Origin of the sequence: Streptomyces sp. NPDC048142 (assembly GCF_043202835.1) — a bacterium.
GTDB lineage: Bacteria > Actinomycetota > Actinomycetes > Streptomycetales > Streptomycetaceae > Streptomyces.
Genome location: NZ_JBIDBC010000030.1, coordinates 36,878 through 55,520 on the forward strand (window position 1 = coordinate 36,878; position 18,643 = coordinate 55,520).

The 18,643-nt window shown below is 72.8% G+C and carries 13 protein-coding genes; 4 read left to right on the forward strand and 9 right to left on the reverse strand.

Going from position 1 to position 18,643, the window contains the following annotated elements; genetic code table 11:
* Positions 1-150 precede the first annotated feature (150 nt).
* Positions 151-768 (forward strand): RDD family protein, encoded by a 618-nt coding sequence (locus ACGF2Y_RS29265; RefSeq protein WP_392953525.1) that lies wholly within the window; start codon positions 151-153, stop codon positions 766-768.
* Positions 769-841: 73 nt separating this feature from the next.
* Here ACGF2Y_RS29265 and ACGF2Y_RS29270 read toward each other — a convergent pair whose 3' ends face one another.
* The 3 genes from ACGF2Y_RS29270 to purN all read right to left on the reverse strand — a co-directional run bounded on the left by ACGF2Y_RS29270 (position 842) and on the right by purN (position 4,794).
* A complete protein-coding gene (locus ACGF2Y_RS29270; RefSeq protein WP_392953528.1) occupies positions 842-2,401 on the reverse strand; it encodes a DUF2079 domain-containing protein in 1,560 nt (519 codons plus the stop codon).
* A gap of 196 nt (positions 2,402-2,597) precedes the next feature.
* Positions 2,598-4,151 carry a bifunctional phosphoribosylaminoimidazolecarboxamide formyltransferase/IMP cyclohydrolase gene (gene purH, locus ACGF2Y_RS29275; protein ID WP_392953531.1) on the reverse strand — a complete coding sequence of 518 codons (1,554 nt, stop codon included), beginning with the start codon at positions 4,149-4,151 and terminating at the stop codon, positions 2,598-2,600.
* Positions 4,138-4,794 (reverse strand): phosphoribosylglycinamide formyltransferase, encoded by a 657-nt coding sequence (purN, locus tag ACGF2Y_RS29280; RefSeq protein WP_392953534.1) that lies wholly within the window; start codon positions 4,792-4,794, stop codon positions 4,138-4,140. Before purN ends, purH begins: the two co-directional genes overlap by 14 nt.
* A gap of 261 nt (positions 4,795-5,055) precedes the next feature.
* On the opposite strand from purN, the gene ACGF2Y_RS29285 reads away from it, so the two are divergent.
* Positions 5,056-6,126 carry a hypothetical protein gene (locus ACGF2Y_RS29285; RefSeq protein ID WP_392953537.1) on the forward strand — a complete coding sequence of 357 codons (1,071 nt, stop codon included), beginning with the start codon at positions 5,056-5,058 and terminating at the stop codon, positions 6,124-6,126.
* Here the strand turns inward: ACGF2Y_RS29285 and ACGF2Y_RS29290 are convergent.
* Entirely contained in the window at positions 6,116-7,942 is a 1,827-nt protein-coding gene (locus ACGF2Y_RS29290) for a DUF6350 family protein (RefSeq protein WP_392953646.1), read from the reverse strand. The two genes, ACGF2Y_RS29285 and ACGF2Y_RS29290, sit on opposite strands and share 11 nt — an antisense overlap.
* Before the next feature lie 126 nt (positions 7,943-8,068).
* Here ACGF2Y_RS29290 and ACGF2Y_RS29295 point away from each other — a divergent pair, with 126 nt between their 5' ends.
* On the forward strand, positions 8,069-9,367 hold the full coding sequence (locus ACGF2Y_RS29295; RefSeq protein ID WP_392953540.1) for a helix-turn-helix domain-containing protein: 1,299 nt from the start codon (positions 8,069-8,071) through the stop codon (positions 9,365-9,367).
* A gap of 185 nt (positions 9,368-9,552) precedes the next feature.
* Here the strand turns inward: ACGF2Y_RS29295 and sucD are convergent, their stop codons facing one another.
* The 5 genes from sucD to ACGF2Y_RS29320 all read right to left on the reverse strand — a co-directional run bounded on the left by sucD (position 9,553) and on the right by ACGF2Y_RS29320 (position 16,850).
* Positions 9,553-10,437, reverse strand: coding sequence for a succinate--CoA ligase subunit alpha (sucD, locus tag ACGF2Y_RS29300; protein WP_392953543.1), 885 nt, complete (start codon positions 10,435-10,437; stop codon positions 9,553-9,555).
* Between the two features lie 21 nt (positions 10,438-10,458).
* On the reverse strand, positions 10,459-11,640 hold the full coding sequence (sucC, locus tag ACGF2Y_RS29305) for an ADP-forming succinate--CoA ligase subunit beta (protein ID WP_392953545.1): 1,182 nt from the start codon (positions 11,638-11,640) through the stop codon (positions 10,459-10,461).
* Between the two features lie 205 nt (positions 11,641-11,845).
* Positions 11,846-13,213: a VWA domain-containing protein gene (locus tag ACGF2Y_RS29310; RefSeq protein WP_392953548.1), complete on the reverse strand. Its 1,368-nt coding sequence runs from the start codon at positions 13,211-13,213 to the stop codon at positions 11,846-11,848.
* On the reverse strand, positions 13,210-15,729 hold the full coding sequence (locus tag ACGF2Y_RS29315) for a DUF5682 family protein (protein ID WP_392953551.1): 2,520 nt from the start codon (positions 15,727-15,729) through the stop codon (positions 13,210-13,212). The genes ACGF2Y_RS29310 and ACGF2Y_RS29315 overlap by 4 nt, the downstream gene beginning before the upstream one ends.
* The gene (locus ACGF2Y_RS29320; RefSeq protein WP_392953553.1) at positions 15,726-16,850 is read right to left on the reverse strand and encodes an AAA family ATPase; all 1,125 of its coding nucleotides are present in this window, start codon (positions 16,848-16,850) and stop codon (positions 15,726-15,728) included. Before ACGF2Y_RS29320 ends, ACGF2Y_RS29315 begins: the two co-directional genes overlap by 4 nt.
* 313 nt (positions 16,851-17,163) lie before the next feature.
* Here ACGF2Y_RS29320 and ACGF2Y_RS29325 point away from each other — a divergent pair, with 313 nt between their 5' ends.
* Positions 17,164-18,573, forward strand: a complete 1,410-nt coding sequence (locus ACGF2Y_RS29325) for an SWIM zinc finger family protein (RefSeq protein ID WP_392953555.1) — start codon at positions 17,164-17,166, stop codon at positions 18,571-18,573.
* Positions 18,574-18,643 lie beyond the last annotated feature (70 nt).

An 18,643-nucleotide genomic window follows, 5' to 3' on the forward strand; every position in this document is an offset into this window, starting at 1 on the left:
TGCACAACGTCCGGGGCCCCGGACTGGACAGACAAGGGATCCCCTTATAACGATGAGGGCCGCGGTTGTACGGGGGGGCGGGCCGCTGATCGATGTCCTTCCTCCGTGTGGCCATCTCGTCCCCACATGCCTGTTGAAGGAAAACCCCATATGAGCTTCGGCGACCCGAACAACCCGTACGGGCAGCAGCCCGGCCAGCCTCCCCAGGGACCGCCGCAGGAGCAGCCCGGCTACGGCTACCCGCAGCAGGCTCCGCAGGGTGTCCCGCCGCAGGGCTACGGCTATCCGCAGCAGCCCGGTTACCCGCAGCAGCCGGGCCAGCCCTACGGCGGCTACCCGCAGCAGCCCGGCTACGGCGGCGGCATGCCGGAGCTGGCCCACTGGGGTCTGCGCTTCGGCGGCCTGATCGTCGACGGGCTCGTCATGATGGTTCCGTACATCCTCGTCGTCATCGGCGGTGCGGTCGGCGAGGGGTTCGGCGCGATCCTCGCGATCGTCGGCTTCCTCGGCCTCATCGGCGTCGTCATCTGGCAGCTGTACCAGGAGGGCACCACCGGCCAGACGATCGGCAAGAAGGCCGTGGGCATCCGCCTGCTGCGCGAGGCCGACGGCCGTCCGCTGGGCTTCGGCATGGCCTTCGTGCGCCGCCTGGCCCACTTCCTGGACACCGTCGCCTGCTACATCGGCTGGCTGTGGCCGCTGTGGGACGAGAAGAAGCAGACGTTCGCGGACAAGGTCTGCTCGTCCGTGGTCGTCAAGTCCAAGTGACCCACCCGCACACCCTGTGCGCGCGAAGGCCGCCCCGGCACATCGGGGCGGCCTTCGCGCGTACGCGCGGGGCTCAGCGGCCCCCGCGCACGCCCGGGATCTCCGCCGGCTCCGGCGTCGTGCGCTCCATCACCACGAAGCTGCCGCCCCGGTGCTTGAGCCGGTAGCGCGCCTCGGGGTGCAGCTGCTGCGCGTACGCCACCGGGTCCTGGATCGGGCGGGACCAGCCGAAGTCCAGGTTGATGGCGACGATGTCGGGTGCGGTGCCCGGGGCACCGCCGACCCAGTAGACGGTGCGGTCGGAGGTGAGGTGGGCCATCAGCGTGATGTCCGTCTCGACCCGTGAGCCGACCGGGATGGCGTCCAGCGCCGCGCGGGCCGCCTGGCTGCGGGCGTCGTCGGTGCGGTAGGTCTCCGGGCGCAGCAGATCGCGCAGCGGCAGGTGCTGGGTCATCGCGACGGCGACCGCGGCCGCGACGGGGACGGCGACCTTCGCGTACGAGGCAAGCCAGGGGCGGTGCGAGTCGCGGCTGCGGCGGACGCCGTCGGCCAGCGCGAGGAAGAGCACCGGCATGAGGATCGCGCTGTAGTGCCAGACCATGCCCCAGTGGTTGCTGTCCTGCGAGAGCAGCCGCCAGCCGAGCGTGGGGATGATCAGCAGCGTCAGCGGTGAACGCAGCGCCATGAACGCGGTGATGCCGAGCAGGAAGACCAGCATCTCGATCTTGACGGAGGAGTTGAGGACGCCGAGGACGGAGTCCAGCATCGAGACGTCCTGCTCGCCCTTCTTGTCGATCTTCGTCCAGTAGTCGTAACGGCCCGCGCTGCTGGCCGCCGGGATGAGGACCACGAGGGTGACCACGAAGGCCACGACCCCGAACGCGGCGAGCAGTGCGCCCTGGAGGCGGCGGCCGTACACGAAGAGCAGGAAGCCGACGACGGCGACGGTCGCGCCGAGGTCCTCCTTGACCAGGACCAGGGGCAGCGACCACAGCAGGGCGGCCGTCCAGCGCCGCAGGAGCAGGGCCCGGCAGACGAGGGCCAGCAGCGGTACGGCGAACGCGATCTCGTGGAAGTCGGCCTTCACCGCTTCCTGGATGCCCCAGGAGAGTCCGTACGCGACGGTGACGCAGAGGCCGGAGCGTCCGCCGAGCAGCTGCTGGGTGGTGCGGCCGACCACGACCGCCCCCAGCGCGAACAGCGCCGCCTGGGCCAGCAGCAGGGACTCGGCCGACGGCCAGAGCCAGTACAGCGGGGCCAGCAGCGCCACGATCGGGGAGAAGTGGTCGCCGAGGATCAGATAGCCGGGGCCCTTGATGTCGACGACCGGCGCGTCGAACCCGGCGTACGCCCTGACCTCCTGCTCGAAGATCCCCAGGTCCCAGGAGGGCGAGCCGAAGCGGCTGTACTGGAAGTACGAGTAGAGGAAGTAGAGCGCGCACAGAATGGCGCCCGCGATGAGGTACGGGCGCAGGGGTACGCGTTCGGCAGCGGCTTCGGCCGTCGCCGGCGCGTCGCCGACCGGACGGGCGTCCGGCGCGACGGCGTCCGACCCCGCGTCCGGACCCGGCCCCTGGGCAGGCAGACGTCCTGATTCCGGCCGGTCCGTTCCACTCTTGTTCAGCTCAAGCACGGTGACTGCCCCCGCTAGGGATTCTCACGGCCGTTCATTACCCACGGCCGTTCCACGCCGGTCGTTACCACGGCCGTTCACACAACCGTTCACTACCACGGCCGTTCATTAGAACAGAGCGACGAGCGGATTCCGTACGACGGACACGGCGGTGGCCGCACCCCGGGAGAGGGTGCGGCCACCGGAGGACGACCGGTCAGTGGAAGAAGTGGCGCGTGCCCGTGAAGTACATGGTCACGCCGGCCTTCTCCGCGGCCTCGACCACCAGCTCGTCGCGGACGGATCCGCCGGGCTGGACGACGGCCTTGACGCCGGCGGCCGTGAGGATCTCCAGGCCGTCGGGGAACGGGAAGAAGGCGTCGGACGCGGCGTAGGAACCGGCTGCCCGCTCCTCGCCCGCCCGCTCGACGGCGAGCTTCGCGGAGTCGACGCGGTTGACCTGGCCCATGCCGACGCCGACCGACGCGCTGTCCTTGGCGAGCAGGATCGCGTTGGACTTGACCGCGCGGCACGCCTTCCAGGCGAAGGCCAGCTCCTTCAGCTCCGCCTCGGAGAGCGCGTCGCCGGTGGCGAGGGTCCAGTTGGCCGGGTCGTCGCCCTCGGCCTGGAGGCGGTCGGTCACCTGGAGCAGCGCACCGCCGTCGATCGGCTTGACCTCGAACGCGGTGGTCGGGGCGTCCGGGGCGCGCAGCACACGGATGTTCTTCTTGCGGGCCAGCACCTCGACGGCGCCGTCCTCGTACGCCGGGGCGACGATGACCTCGGTGAAGATCTCCGCGACCTGCTCGGCGAGCGCGACGGTCACCGGGCGGTTGACGGCGATGACACCGCCGAACGCGGAGAGCGGGTCGCAGGCGTGGGCCTTGCGGTGCGCCTCGGCCACGTCGTCGGCGATGGCGATGCCGCACGGGTTGGCGTGCTTGATGATCGCGACGCACGGCTCGGCGTGGTCGTAGGCGGCGCGGCGGGCGGCGTCGGTGTCCGTGTAGTTGTTGTAGGACATCTCCTTGCCGTGCAGCTGCTCGGCCTCGGCGAGACCGCCGTCGCCGGAGGTGTAGAGCGCGGCGGGCTGGTGCGGGTTCTCGCCGTAGCGCAGGACGTTCTCACGGGTGTAGGTGTCACCGAGGAATTCGGGCAGCCCCGAATCGTCGGCGGCCGCGTAGTCGTCGGCGAACCAGGAGGCGACGGCCACGTCGTACGCGGCGGTGTGCTGGAACGCCTCGGCGGCGAGCCGCTTGCGGGCGGTCAGGTCGAACCCGCCTTCCTTGACCGCGGCGAGGACGTCGGCGTACCGCCCGGGGCTGGTGACGACGGCGACCGACGGGTGGTTCTTGGCGGCGGCGCGGACCATCGAGGGGCCGCCGATGTCGATCTGCTCGACGCACGCGTCGTCGGAGGCGCCGGAAGCGACGGTCTCCTTGAACGGGTAGAGGTTCACCACCACCAAGTCGAAGGGCTCGACGCCGAGCTCGGCGAGCTGCTCGCGGTGGGCGCCCAGGCGGAGGTCGGCGAGGATGCCGGCGTGGACGCGGGGGTGCAGCGTCTTGACGCGGCCGTCCAGGCACTCGGGGAAGCCGGTGAGCTCCTCGACCTTGGTGACCGGCACTCCGGCGGCGGCGATCCGCCCGGCGGTGGAGCCGGTGGAGACGAGTTCGACGCCCGCCTCGTGCAGACCGCGGGCGAGGTCTTCGAGCCCCGTCTTGTCGTAGACACTGACCAGGGCGCGGCGGATGGGCTTATTCACCGACATGACCGAGATGAACCTTTCGTCCCTCAATGCGATAGCCGTCACGGGCGATCCGCCCCACGGCCTCGACGAGCAGCGAGCGCTCGACTTCCTTGATGCGTTCATGGAGGGCGGCTTCGCCCTCCGGGGTGTCCTCCTCGGTCACCTCGACCACGCCCTGCGCGATGATCGGACCGGTGTCGACACCGTCGTCGACGAAGTGGACGGTGCAGCCGGTGACCTTCACGCCGTACGCGAGCGCGTCACGCACTCCGTGGGCACCGGGAAAGCTGGGCAGCAGGGCGGGGTGGGTGTTGACGGTCCGGCCGCCGAACGCGGCGAGGAACGCCGGGCCGACGATCTTCATGAAACCGGCGGAGACGACGAGGTCCGGGCGGTGCTCGGCGACGGCCCCGGCGAGCGCCTCGTCCCATTCGGCGCGGGTCGCGTGGTCCTTGAGCTTGCACACGAACGTGGGGATTCCGGCCCGCTCCGCTCGCTCCAGGCCACCGGTACCGTCGCGGTCCGCGCCGACCGCGACGATCCGTGCTCCGTACCCCTCGGGGTCGTCGCCGATGGCGTCGAGGAGCGCCTGGAGATTCGTACCGGATCCGGAGACCAGCACGACCAGCCGGGCAGGGGAAGCTGAGGGGGGCGGGGAGGCCACTTCGGGGCCCTTTCTCACGTGATGACCGCAGGGTGACGCGGGTGCGGCAGGCTCTTTGTAGGGTCGTACGAAAGTATCGCCTCGCCCGATACGGGGAACCCTACGAACGGGCCGACCGTCAGCAACGATACCGGCACACCCGACGGCCCCCACGGGACGGGGGCGTGAGCGGAAGGTAGCGTCAGGGGACAGCGAGCCGTCCACCGGGCGGACGAACCGTCCTTCGGGCGGACATGACGAGATGGGGAAGACGTTCATCACATGCCGGACCGACGCCGTCGCACCGCCTTCCGCCTCCCCCTGCCCGAGCGGTCCGCTCTACTGATGCGGGAACGCCAGTCCTCTTCACCGGACTCCGCATCGCCGGACTCCGCATCGCCGGGCCCCTCCTCCTCCGGGTCCTCTTCGCCGGGCTCGCCCTCCCCCGGTTCCTCCTCCACCTCCTCCTCGGGATCCACCTCCTCCTCGGGATCCGCTTCCTCCTCGGGATCCGCTCCGGGCTCCGGCTCCGCCGGGAAGCCCCAGGAGGACAACCCGTTCGCCGCGCCGCCCGCGAACCGACCGGACCAGCCGTGGCAGCCGCGCCGCCACTCCGCGCCGAACGGATCCAGCGGGTCCGACGGGAATAGTGAGTCCGACGGGAACGGTGGGGCCGACGGGAACGGCGACGGCTCCTCCGGCAACCGCCCGTCGTGGGGCAGCCAGTGGAGCAGCAAGCAGCCCGGCCGGGGCAACGGCGGCTTCGGCGGCCGCCCCGGCGGTAGCGGCACCGGTGGCCCCGGGGGCAAGGGCGGAACCGACAGCGGCGGTCCGGGCGGAGTGCGCTGGGACCCCACCGACCCCGCGCAGCGGCGCGCCCGCTACGCGGTGCTCGGCGGTATGTGGGCCTTCTTCTTCGCGCTCTTCGACTTCACGGAACTCGCCCTGCTGCTGGGCGCGCTCTCGACGTACTGGGCGATCAGCGCGCTCCGCGCCCCGCAGAAGAACGCCTCCGCGACGGACCGCACGGTGGCGGGCGGCGCGGGGACGGCCGGTTCCGCTTCCGGCACCGGCACGGGAGCCACGGCGGACGACGTCTCCGGAGCCGCACCCTCGCCCGCCTCGCCCGCCTCGCCGCAGAACGTCAGCAGCAGGCAGCAGACCACGGCGGCCGTCGGCGGCTTGGTGACAGCCCTGTTGGCACTGCTCATCGTGGCGACGACGTTCACCGTGCAGCTCGTCTACCGCGACTACTACACCTGCGTGAACGACGCCCTGACCAAGACCGGCGCGCTCGCCTGCAACGACCACCTGCCGGAGCCGCTGGAGCCGTACTTCGGCGTCAAGGAGTAGTTCCCGGGCCGTCCGGCTCCGCAGCGGGCCGGTCCGCGGCGGGATCGGCGGGAAAGTCGGCCATCAGTCCGCCGGAACCCCGCTTCAGGGAGGCCCAACGGGCCTCCCTGAAGCTTTTCTCGTGCCACGGATCGGCCTTCTCGTCCCAGGGATCAGACTTCTCGTGCCAGGGGTCGGTCGGCAGGAAATCGTACGGCTCGAACCCCGCGCCACTCCGCCCCGCCCCCGGGCCGGGCAGCGCGCCGGAGGCCGTCGCGGAGGCCGTACCGGAGGCGGCTTCGGTCGCCGCGCCGGGGGCCGCGCCCGGGACCGGAACGGCACCCGCAGCGGCCGGGGTCACGGGATCGCCCGGCCCTGCTTCGCCGGACTCGGCCTCCGACGCACCGCCCCGCCCACGCCACGACGGCCACCAGCGGCGCGGACGCCCGATGACGACTTCCGCCTCCGCCTCGGCCACCGTCCCCATACCCGCCGCTGTCGCTGCCGCCGGGGCCCCTTCCACTTCCGGTACACCCCTTACATCCCGTACGCCGGTGTCCCTGCGCCAGGCCCAGCCCGGGGTGCGCAGTCGCCACAGCCGCAGCAGCAGGGCCGCCGGTACGCCGACAGCCGCGGTCCACGCCAGCGCCGCCGGGCCGGTCAGCCACCACACCGGACCGAACGCGCTCAGTGCCCCGGTGCCGAGGGGCCCGCCGGCCACTGCCGTGAGCAGCGCCGTTCCGGCACCGCACCCCAGCGCGGCGAACAGGGTCACCAGCACCGTCTCGCGCGGGCTCCACACCTGCGCGCGGGGCGCGTCGGCGGGGGCGGCCCTGCGTACGGTGAACCATGCCACCGCCAGCGCGGCCGCCACCGGTACCGCCAGGGCCGCCCCGCTCAGCAGGCTGCCCGGCCCCTGGTCCGGCACCGCCGCCAGCAGCGGGAAGCCGGGCACCGCCGGGGCACCGTCGAGGCCCAGCGGGGTGGCGGTGGCTCCCGTACCGAGCGAGAAGCCGGGCCCGAGCCCGTACGCCGCACCCCACAGCGCGGCGTTCGGCACGAGCGAGGCAGCGAGCAGGAGCACGGCGAACCAGCCCGACCAGTCGCCCGCGAGCGCCAGGAACGCGTCCTGGGCCACCGCCGCGTTCCGGCCGAGCGCGACCGCGACCAGCAGCGCGCCGCCCCCGAGCAGCACCATCACGCCCACCGCCGCCGACCGGCACGCCGTCTCGGCCCGGTCGCGGAAGAGCGTCCGCGCGAACGCCTCCTGAAGCGCCAGGGGCGACCAGGACGGCAGGGGCCCGAACGGCCGCCCGGCCGCCGTCCACACCCCGGCCGCCGCCGCACCGGCCACCACCAGCGCCACCGGGAACACCAGCGTGTCCGGTTCCGCCCGCAGCGAGCCGCCCCGCGCATAGGCCGCCGCCCCCGCCACCACCAGCAGATACCCCGCGGTCACCGCGCAGAACGCGCCCGCCCGCGAAGGCCTGGGCCGCCCCTCCTCCGGCTCCGCCGCATCACGCGCAGCGCGGTGCGCCAGCCAGACCGGGCCCAGCACGAGCAGCAGCGGCACCATGCCGACAGGCGCGGGAACGCCGCTCAGGGTGTCGGGGCGTACGAGTCCGGCGCCGTGGGCGAGCAGCCAGACCCCGGCGGCCGCGCGCAGCGCCCCGCCCGGCCCGCTGTCGGGGTACGGGGAGCTGATCCACAGCACCATGACCAGCACCGCCAGCGCCCCGAGGCCGAGCCCGGCGGCCACGGCACCCCGCACCAGGGCGGAGGCCAGGGCGAGGGTGCGGTTCCGCTCGGCCGTCGCCTTCGGGCTGCGTTGCGTCATTTGGGTCACGCGGCCCATGCTGCCAACGACACGCGCTTATCTCGCGTAACGCGCGAACAGCCGCCGTGTCGCTCAATATACGTTTATGTACTTTTTCACCCAGTGCGGCGCTGCCGGAGGTCACCCATGACCCGGAGCACGACCGACGAGGCCGCGCCGCCGCTGCCCTCCCCCAAGGAGCGCCGCAGACTGCGCGAGGCGAAAGCGCTGAGCGAGGAGCAGGTGGCGGCGGCGGTCGGCGTTACGCGCGCCACCGTGCGCTCCTGGGAGACGGGGCGCACCAGCCCGCGCGGACGCAAGCGCGCGCTGTACGCGAAGCTCATCGCCCCCGAACCGGAGACGCTCCCCACCACCGCACCTCCGACCGCTATGACACCTCCGGCAGCTCCGGAAGCGACCGTCGAAGCCGCCCCGGAGGCCCCGCTCGCGACACTGCCCGCAAGCCCGGACACAGAGCCGGAGACGGCTCCGGACACGGGGAACAACACAGGCACAGGCACAGGAACGGGGCTGGGGCCGGACACGGGAACGGGGACGGAGGCGAGCGCGGAGGCGAGCGCTGAAGCGGCCACGGACACCGGTGCGGAGGCGGCCGGCGAGCGGTCCCTCTCGCCCGCCGAGGCGTTCGACGACCTGTACGCCCGCACCGCCCCCGGCCTCGTCCGGCAGACCTATCTGCTGACCGGCCGCCGCGCCCTGGCCCGCGAGTCCGTCGAGCGCGCCTTCCAACTGGCCTGGCAGCGCTGGCCCGAGGTGGCCGTCGACCGCGACCCGGCCGGCTGGATGCGCGCGGCGGCGTACGAGTACGCGATGTCCCCCTGGCACCGGCTGCGCCGCACGCACCGGCACCCCGACGCCCCGCCCACGGAGCCGGGCAAGCGGGCGCTGTTCGACGCGCTGCTCGACCTGCCCCCGGTCTACCGGCGCACACTGCTCCTGTACGACGGGGTCGGCCTGGACCTCCCGGAGACCGCGGCCGAGACGGAGGCCAGCACCCCGGCGGCGGCGGGCCGTCTGATGACCGCCCGCGCCGCCGTCGCCGAGCGGCTCCCCGAACTGGCGGTCGCGGACTCGCCCGCCGAACAGTCGGCCCTGCTGCACGACCGGCTCGGCGGCCTCGCCCGCGCCGAGCACGTCCCCGTACCGCAGCCGGCCCGTGCCGTGCGCACCGGCAGCGAGAACACGGCCAGGCTGTGGACCCGGGCCGCCGTCGCGGGCGCCGCGCTGCTCATCGCCATGACCGGACTGACCCTGCACACCGCGCCCACCCACTACGAGCAGCCGATCTCTCCCGCCGAGCGGGTCGGGGGCGTACCGCCGCGTGGTGGTCCGCAGAAGCTCACCGCGCAGGACCTGAAGCTCCAGAAGTCGCTGCGCGAGCAGTTGGCGCACGGTCCGGAGCGGCTGGTTCCGCAGCTCCGGTGACCCGGCCGACAGGCACGTAGGCACGTAGGCACGTAGGCAGCTACATACGCGAACGGCGCGGGCCCGCACCCCCTGTGTCACTCAGAGGTGCGGGCCCGCGCCGTTCGCTGCGTGCCGCTGCTGCCCGACTGCCGGACTGCCCGACTGCCCGACCATCTGGCAGCCTGGCCGTCTGGCTTTCTGCGTCAGGCGCCGAGGATCTCGCGCGCCAGCTTGGCGGTCTCGGTCGGCGTCTTGCCGACCTTGACGCCGGCGGCCTCAAGGGCCTCCTTCTTCGCCTGGGCGGTGCCCGAGGAGCCGGAGACGATGGCGCCGGCGTGGCCCATGGTCTTGCCCTCCGGGGCGGTGAAGCCCGCGACGTAACCGACGACCGGCTTGGTGACGTTCTTCGCGATGAAGTCGGCGGCACGCTCCTCGGCGTCGCCGCCGATCTCGCCGATCATCACGATGAGGTCGGTCTCCGGGTCCGCCTCGAACGCCGCGAGGGCGTCGATGTGCGTCGTACCGATGATCGGGTCGCCACCGATGCCGACGGCCGAGGAGAAGCCGATGTCACGGAGCTCGTACATCATCTGGTAGGTCAGCGTGCCGGACTTGGACACGAGACCGATGCGGCCGGGCTTGGTGATGTCGCCCGGGATGATGCCGGCGTTGGACTGGCCGGGGGTGATGAGACCCGGGCAGTTCGGGCCGATGATCCGGGTCTTGTTGCCCTTCTCGCCCGCGTACGCCCAGAAGGCGGCGGAGTCGTGAACGGCGATGCCCTCGGTGATGACGACCGCGAGCGGGATCTCGGCGTCGATCGCCTCGACGACGGCGGCCTTGGAGAACGCCGGCGGCACGAAGAGGACGGACACGTTCGCGCCCGTCTTCTCCATCGCTTCCTTGACCGAGCCGAAGACCGGGACCTCGGTGCCGTCGATGTCGACGGAGGTGCCGGCCTTGCGCGGGTTCACGCCGCCGACGATGTTGGTGCCGTCGGCGAGCATGAGCTTGGTGTGCTTCATGCCCGTCGCGCCGGTCATCCCCTGGACGATGACCTTGCTGTCCTTGGTGAGGAAGATAGCCATGGTGGTCTGAGTCCCTCTTCCTTACTTCGCAGCCGCGGCGAGCTCGGCGGCCTTGTCGGCCGCGCCGTCCATGGTGTCCACGCGCTGCACGAGCGGGTGGTTGGCGTCGGAGAGGATCTTGCGACCCAGCTCCGCGTTGTTGCCGTCGAGACGCACGACCAGCGGCTTCTCGACCTTCTCGCCCTTGGACTCGAGCAGCGCGAGCGCCTGCACGATGCCGTTGGCGACCTCGTCACAGGCGGTGATGCCACCGAAGACGTTGACGAAGACGGACTTGACGTCCGGGTCGCCGAGGATGATCTCCAGGCCGTTCGCCATGACCTCTGCGGAGGCGCCGCCACCGATGTCGAGGAAGTTGGCGGGCTTCACGTTGCCGTGGTTCTCACCGGCGTACGCGACGACGTCCAGGGTCGACATGACCAGGCCGGCGCCGTTGCCGATGATGCCGACCTCGCCGTCCAGCTTGACGTAGTTGAGGTTCTTGGCCTTGGCGGCAGCCTCGAGCGGGTTGGCTGCGGCCTTGTCCTCGAGAGCCTCGTGCTCCGGCTGGCGGAAGTCGGCGTTCTCGTCGAGCGAGACCTTGCCGTCCAGCGCCAGGATGTCGCCGGAGGCGACCTTGGCCAGCGGGTTCACCTCGACGAGGAGCGCGTCCTCGGCGACGAAGGTGTCCCACAGCGTCACCAGGACCTCGGCGACCTTCTCGGCCACCTCGGCCGGGAACTTCGCCTGGGCCACGATCTCGCGGGCCTTGACGATGTCGACGCCGGAGTTGGAGTCGACCGGGACCTTCGCGAGGGCCTCGGGGGTCTTCTCCGCGACCTCCTCGATGTCCATGCCGCCCTGCACCGAGGCCATGGCCAGGAAGGTGCGGTTGGTGCGGTCGAGGAGGTACGAGACGTAGTACTCCTCAAGAATCTCGGGAGCCGTCTCGGCGATCATCACCTTGTGGACCGTGTGGCCCTTGATGTCCATGCCGAGAATGTCGGTCGCCCGGGCGACCGCTTCGTCGGGGGTGGCGGCCAGCTTGACGCCACCGGCCTTGCCGCGGCCGCCGACCTTCACCTGCGCCTTGACGACAGACTTGCCGCCCAGCTTCTCGGTCGCCTCGCGGGCTGCCTCAGGCGTGTCGATCACTTCACCGGCCAGCACCGGTACACCGTGCTTGGCGAAGAGGTCCCTCGCCTGGTACTCGAACAGGTCCACGCGCGTCCGTCCCTTTTAGTGGTATCGCGGTTCGTTCTTCTGCGTGGGCGTGCCGCGAAGGGCAACGTGACTGCGCTGTCACTAGGGAGGCGTACACGGTGTCCGAGCACGCGGCATGTCCATCCGGCAGGTTATCCCCGCGCTCCGTGTGACCCTAAATCGCAGATCACACCTGAGCGGTGATAACGGTCACAGAGGGTGGCCCCTAGAGCTCCCCGGCGGGGCGTTCTTTGTCCGGTATGGGCAGTGGCCTCTTCTCGATCGCCGCCGCCATGACGTCCGGGAAGAGATCCGGCGTACAGGCGAACGCGGGTGCGCCCAGTGCCCCGAGCGCCGCCGCGTGCTCGTGGTCGTACGCGGGTGCGCCCTCGTCGGAGAGTGCGAGCAGCGTCACGAACTGCACGCCGGAGGCCTTCATCGCGGCGACCCGCTTGAGCATTTCGTCGCGTATGCCGCCCTCGTAGAGATCGCTGATGAGAACGACGACGGTGTCCGCGGGGCGGGTGATCTTCGACTGGCAGTAGGCGAGCGCCCGATTGATGTCGGTGCCACCGCCGAGCTGGGTGCCGAAGAGGACGTCGACCGGGTCGTCGAGCTGGTCGGTGAGATCGACGACCGCCGTGTCGAAGACGACGAGCCGGGTCGACAGCGTGCGCATGGAGGCGAGCACCGCGCCGAAGACCGAGGCGTAGACGACCGACGCGGCCATCGAGCCCGACTGGTCGATGCACAGGACGATGTCCTTCTTGGCGGACCGGGAGGCGCGCCCGTAGCCGATGAGACGCTCAGGAACGATCGTGCCCCTCCCCTCCACGCCTCCCGGGACTCCCGCGCCTCCCGCGCCTCCCGCGCCTCCCGCGCCTCCCGCGCCGAACGATCCCGGGAGGGGGCCCGGGACGGGGAGGTAGTTCTTGAGGTTGGCCCGGATGGTTCGGTTCCAGTCGATGTCCCGGTGGCGCGGCCGGCTGATCCGCGCCGAGCGGTCCAGAGCGCCGGTCAGGGTGGCTCTGGTGCGGCTTTCCAGGCGCTTCTCCAGGTCCTCGACGACCTTGCGGACGACGGCACGTGCGGTCTCCCTCGTCGTCTCGGGCATCGCCTTGTTGAGCGAGAGCAGAGTGCCGACGAGGTGGACGTCCGCCTCGACCGCCTCCAGCATCTCCGGCTCCAGGAGCAGCGACGCCAGGCCGAGCCGGTCGATCGCGTCGCGCTGCATGACCTGGACCACGGAGCTGGGGAAGTAGGTCCGGATGTCGCCGAGCCAGCGGGCGACGGAGGGCGCCGACGCGCCGAGCCCCGCCGAACGGCCACCGGAGCTCCGGCCGCCGGGCTTCTTCCCGGTGCCCCCGCCGTACAGGGCGTTCAACGCACCGTCCATCGCCGCGTCCTGGCCGGTGAGGGTGTGCCCGGTGCTGTCGGCGCTGTCCGCGCCGAGCACCATCCGCCAGCGCCGCAGCCGTTCGGCGTCGGGCACGTGCGAGGCGGTTGGCCGCGCGGTCTGCGAGGCCTGTGCCGTCGTCGTCGTCCGTTCCATCGTCTCCCCCGTCGAGTCCGTCACGACCTGGTCCGTCGTCATCCGGCGGCCTCCGCGGGCTCGGGTCCGCGGCCGAGCAGCAGGCTCAGCACCGGCTCCACCGCGTCGGCCCTGGCCCGGTCGAGACCGGGTCCGAAGCCCCCGGGCACCCGGCCGACGTCGTCCCGGCGGGCGCCCTCGGGTGCGGGCCCGCGCCGGACCAGCTCGCCCAGAGTGCGCCGTACGCCCGGTTCGTACGCGGAGAACGTGCGGCGCAGCAGCGGCAGCACATCGGTGAACATGTCGGCGGGGACACCGGTCAGCCAGGCGTCGACGAGGCCGAGCAGCCGCTCGTCGTGGACCAGCAGCATGCCGCCGCCCGACGCGCCGCCGACGAACCCCTCGATCCAGGCCGCGGCGTCGGCGGGCGGGGTGCCGGGCGAGAGCGCCAGGCCCATCAACCGGGCCGCCTCGTCCTCCGCCAGCCGTCCCTCGTCCAGGAGCAGCCGGGTGGCCCGGCCCCGGATGATTCCGGCGACCGTGTCCCGCGCCGCCAGCTTGTGCAGGACGGCGTCCCAGCGCTCCCGCAGCCCTTCGGCGGGGTCCGTGCCGGCGAGCAGCAGCCCGATCGCGCCGTGCACGGCTTCCACCTGACGGCGCAGCGCCTCGGCCCCGTCGGCGTCGAGGCCGGTGCAGGCGGGCGGCAGGCCGACGCAGATCCGCTCGGCGAGTCCGGCGGCGACCTCCGCGAGCGCCGCCGTGTCCGTGGAGCGCACGTCCCCGTACCGCAGGGAGCGGGCCAGGGCGGGCAGCGCGTCCGCGAGGTGGCCGACGTCCGCGTCGAGTGCGGCCCGGTCGGCGAGGGCCTTCATCACGACGGGCAGCGCGTCGGGCAGTTCGGCCAGGAGGCAGCGTTCGGCGAGTGCGGTGACCTCGGCCAGAGCGGTCGCCGCCACGGCCCCCGACTCGGCCTTCGCGGTGGCGGCGGTGAGCACGGTGGTGCCCCACACGCCCGCCTCCGCGACCCGGACGTGCAGTTCCGGTTCCCAGCTCAGCCGCCAGCTCTCGCGGAAGGTGCCGGTGCTGCCGCGCCCCGCGACGGGGTCGCCCCAGCCGACGTCGAGGAGGCACAGCCGGTGCAGGAGGCGGCTGCGGGCGGCGTCGGTCTCCTTGCGCAGGTCGAGGTCCAGCTCGCGTTCCGACGCCTCCTGCTTGAGCCGGAGGGTGCGCTGGCTGCGGGTCAGGTCCCGTTGCAGCGGGACGGCCGGGGCGGTGTCCGGCACCTCGCCGAGGGTCTCGCCGACGATCAGCCGGTCCCGGACGAGGGCGAGCGGGACGTCGGACCCCTCGCACATGACGGCCCGCACCGCGTCGGTCGTCTCGCCGAGACCGGCCAGCGGCCGGCCCCGGAAGGCGGCGAGGGTCTCGGCGAGCCGGACGGCCTCGATGACATGGGCGGTGGAGACGAACCGGTCCTCCTCGCGCAGCAGTCCGGCGACCTTGGTCATCCATCGCTCGATCGGCCGGTCGGCCACGTCGAAGAGGTGCCCGTACCAGCCGGGTGAGTCGATCCCCGCCCCGTATCCGCTGTGCCGGGCGAGCCGGCGGTGGGTCCAGGGCACCCAGGTCAGGTCGGTCCTGACCTTCGGGAGGCCCTTGAGCAGGGCGCGGTCGGCGGCGAGGGTGGTCCGCGCGGCGAGCGCGGGAACGTGCCAGGCGCCGCAGACGACCGCGACGTCGTCCCCGAACTCCTTGCGCGCGGTACGCAACTGGATCCGCATGTACGCCTCGCGCACCGCGTCCCGGGGCTGCCCGCCGTCGCCGTAGGCCTCACGGAGAGCGGTCATGGCCTCCGCCAGCGCCGCGAACGGCGCCAGCCCGTCGCCTGCCGTTCCCTCGGTGGGCGCTCCTTCGGTGGCCGTTCCTCCGGGGGTCGGTCCTTCGGTGATCGCTCCTTCGGTGCGCGCGCCTTCGGTGCCCGTTCCCTCGGTGGGCGCTCCTTCGGCGGGCGCTCCCCCGGAGGCCGTTCCTCCGGGGGGTGAGCGGTGCTCGACGACGTCCTCCCACCAGCGCTCGGGGTCGTCGTATCCGGCGGTCTCGGCGAGCACCCGGATCGGGTCGACGACCGGCGTGACCTCTTCCGGGGCCTGCTCCCCCGGTGCCTCGTCGCTCCCCGGTCCCGGCGCGGGTTCCTTGAGCGCGAGGGAGTGGGCGGCGGGCAGGTCGATGAAGCGGACCGGGACATCGTGGTCCAGGGCCCACCGGATGGCCACCCACTCCGGCGAGAACGCGGCCATCGGCCAGAAGGAGGCCCGCCCCGGGTCGTCCACAGCGTGCGCGAGCAGCGCGACGGGAGGGCGCATCTGCGGGTCGGCGGCGAGAGGCAGCAGCGCGTCCCCCTCGGGCGGCCCCTCGATGAGGACGGCGGCCGGGCGGGCCGCCGCGAGCGCGGCGAGGACCGCGCGGGCCGACCCGGGGCCGTGATGCCGCACCCCCAGGAGCCAGGGCCCGGCAGCCGGGCCAGGCCCTGGCCCGGCCGTTCCGGTCGTCGGGGCCTCCGTCCCGGCCGGGCTCGTCATGCGGTCACCTCGCGGCAGGCGCGGTAGAAGTCCTTCCAGCCGTCCCGCTCGCGGACCACGGTCTCCAGATACTCCTGCCAGACCACCCGGTCCGCCGCGGGGTCCCGGACGACCGCGCCGAGGATGCCGGCCGCGACGTCGCCGGGGCGCAGAATGCCGTCGCCGAAGTGGGCGGCGAGGGCGAGGCCGTTCGTGACGACGGAGATCGCCTCTGCGGTGGAGAGCGTGCCGGAGGGCGACTTGAGCTTGGTGCGCCCGTCGGTGGTCACCCCGTCGCGCAGCTCACGGAAGACCGTCACCACGCGCCGGATCTCGGTCAGGCCCTCCGGAGCCGGGGGCAGGTCGAGCGAGCGGCCGATCTGGTCGACGCGCCGGGACACGATGTCGACCTCGGCGTCCGCGGTGGCGGGCAGGGGCAGCACGACCGTGTTGAACCGGCGGCGCAGCGCGCTGGACAGCTCGTTGACGCCGCGGTCCCGGTCGTTGGCCGTGGCGATGAGGTTGAACCCGCGGACCGCTTGGACCTCCTGTCCCAGCTCGGGGACGGGGAGCGTCTTCTCGGACAGGATCGTGATGAGCGAGTCCTGCACGTCGGCGGGGATACGGGTCAGCTCCTCGACCCGGGCGGTCATGCCCTCGGACATGGCCCGCATCAGCGGACTGGGCACCAGGGCGTCGCGGCTCGGGCCCTGGGCCAGCAGCTGGGCGTAGTTCCACCCGTAGCGGACGGCTTCCTCGGGCGTCCCCGCGGTGCCCTGCACGAGCAGTGTCGAGTCACCGCTGACGGCGGCGGCGAGGTGTTCGGACACCCAGGTCTTGGCCGTGCCGGGGACACCGAGCAGGAGCAGCGCCCGGTCCGTGGCCAGCGTGGTCACGGCCACCTCGACCAGGCGGCGCGGGCCCACGTACTTCGGCGTGATCACCGTCCCGTCCGGCAGGGTCCCGCCCTGCAGATAGATGGCGACAGCCCAGGGCGACAGCCGCCAACGGGCGGGCCTCGGCCGGTCGTCGGCGGCCGCGAGCGCCTTCAGCTCGTCGGCGAACGCGTCTTCGGCGTGCGGGCGGAGCGCCTCGGCGCCTGCCTCCGCCTCGACGGCCGCGGTGGTCTCGGGCACGGTCATGGATCCCCCTCCAGATCGGTCGACCTGATGTGGTTCCACCGTGCACCATGCCACTGACAACGGGCATGAGCCGGGTGATCGCGAGGGCGCGGGCGGCGGTGCCCACGGGGCGGGTGGTCCTGAAGGTACGCGTGGTTCGGATGGCGTGCGGATCGTGCGGTTCAGCCGGTGGGATCCTCGCGGGACCGGTCCGCCCGGATCTGCTCCTCACGCCGAGAAACGCAGAGGGCCGGACGCAGGGTCGCACCCCCATCCGGCAGTTGCTTCGCAGGTCGGAGGGGGACTGTCAGTGGCGCCCCCTACCGTCGGAGACATGCTGCTATCTCACGGGGGAGAACCCTCGCCCACCGGTGGACCGGTGGCGCGCTGGTCGGTGGAACAGGTGCTGGCACTGGCTCCTGACGACGCGTCACGCAAGGCGGGTACGCGACTCGGCGCGGCCGGCCCGTGGACCGGCACGGGCTGCGACGCCACGGGCGGCGCGGTGTGGGGCCTGTGCAAGGGGAGCGGGAGCACGCCGTATCGGACGGTGGTCGACACCACCGGCCCGGCCTTCTCCTGCAGTTGCCCGAGCCGGAAGTTCCCGTGCAAGCACGCGCTGGGGCTGTTGCTGCTCCTGGCATCCGACGACGCCGCGTTCCGGCCGGGTGAGCCGGCCGACTGGGCCGCGGCGTGGATCGAGGGCCGGCGCGGACGCGCGGCGGAGAAGGGCGGGGCCGCGGCGGGCGGCGACACCGCGCGGGGGCCCGCCGACACCGCCGCCGCCAGAAAGCGGGCGGAGCGCCGTGCCGAGCGCGTCACGGGCGGGGCCCAGGAGCTGGAACAGCGTCTGGCCGACCTGCTGCGCGGCGGGCTCGCCGCGACCGACCACGCGGGATACGGCCTGTGGGAGGAGACAGCGGCCCGCATGGTCGACGCCCAGGCCCCGGGGCTTGCGGCCCGGGTGAGGGAGCTGGGCGCGATCACCGGGTCCGGACCGGGCTGGCCGGTCCGCCTGCTGGAGGAGTGCGGCCTGCTCCATCTGCTGGACACGGCCTGGCTCGGCAGGGAACGGCTGCCGGACCCGCTGGCCGCGACCGTGCGTACGAGAGTGGGGCTGCCGGTGTCCGCCGAAGGCACCCCGGTCCGTGACCACTGGCTGGTCCTCGCGCAGTACGACACCCCGGACGGCAAGATCGTCGCCCGGCGGATCTGGCTGTACGGGCGGGAGTCGGGCCGCACCGCTCTGCTGCTCTCGTTCGGCGCGGCAGGCCGGTCCCCGGCGCAGGCGCTGCCGGTGGGCGCGACGATCGACGCCGAGCTGACGCCTTATCCGGGCGGCGGGCAGCTCCGTGCGGAGCTCGGCGAACAGTTCGGAGCCACGGCCCCGGCCGGGCCCCCGCCGGGGATCGCCGCGGCAGCCGCGCCGGCCGTCTACGGAACCGCCCTGCGGGAGGACCCCTGGCTGGACGCCTGCCCGGTCACCCTGTGCGACGTCATACCCGTGCCGTCCAAGGACGGCTGGCAAGTGGCCGACGCACACGCCGATTCCGCCCTGCCGATCACCCCGGCCGCACTGTCCCGGCCGGGCCTGTGGAAGCTCGTCGCCCTGTCCGGCGGCGGCCCGGTCACCGTGTTCGGCGAGATCGGCCACCGCGGCTTCGACCCGTTCGCGGCCTGGGACCCGGACGAGAGGGGGGAGGGCAGGCACACCACGGGCGGGTCGGTCATCCAACTGGTCTGACCGGCGCCCCGGCAACCGGGTGACCGGGTGACCGGGTGACCGGGTGACCGGGTGACCGGGTGACCGGGTG

Coding starts and splice junctions, on each gene's coding strand:
- ACGF2Y_RS29265 (WP_392953525.1), top strand. CDS start 151: ATGAGCTTCGGCGACCCGAACAACCCGTACGGGCAGCAGCCCGGCCAG.
- purH (WP_392953531.1), bottom strand. CDS start 4,151: ATGTCGGTGAATAAGCCCATCCGCCGCGCCCTGGTCAGTGTCTACGAC.
- ACGF2Y_RS29285 (WP_392953537.1), top strand. CDS start 5,056: ATGCCGGACCGACGCCGTCGCACCGCCTTCCGCCTCCCCCTGCCCGAG.
- ACGF2Y_RS29290 (WP_392953646.1), bottom strand. CDS start 7,942: ATGACGCAACGCAGCCCGAAGGCGACGGCCGAGCGGAACCGCACCCTC.
- ACGF2Y_RS29295 (WP_392953540.1), top strand. CDS start 8,069: ATGACCCGGAGCACGACCGACGAGGCCGCGCCGCCGCTGCCCTCCCCC.
- sucD (WP_392953543.1), bottom strand. CDS start 10,437: ATGGCTATCTTCCTCACCAAGGACAGCAAGGTCATCGTCCAGGGGATG.
- ACGF2Y_RS29310 (WP_392953548.1), bottom strand. CDS start 13,213: ATGACGACGGACCAGGTCGTGACGGACTCGACGGGGGAGACGATGGAA.
- ACGF2Y_RS29315 (WP_392953551.1), bottom strand. CDS start 15,729: ATGACGAGCCCGGCCGGGACGGAGGCCCCGACGACCGGAACGGCCGGG.
- ACGF2Y_RS29320 (WP_392953553.1), bottom strand. CDS start 16,850: ATGACCGTGCCCGAGACCACCGCGGCCGTCGAGGCGGAGGCAGGCGCC.
- ACGF2Y_RS29325 (WP_392953555.1), top strand. CDS start 17,164: ATGCTGCTATCTCACGGGGGAGAACCCTCGCCCACCGGTGGACCGGTG.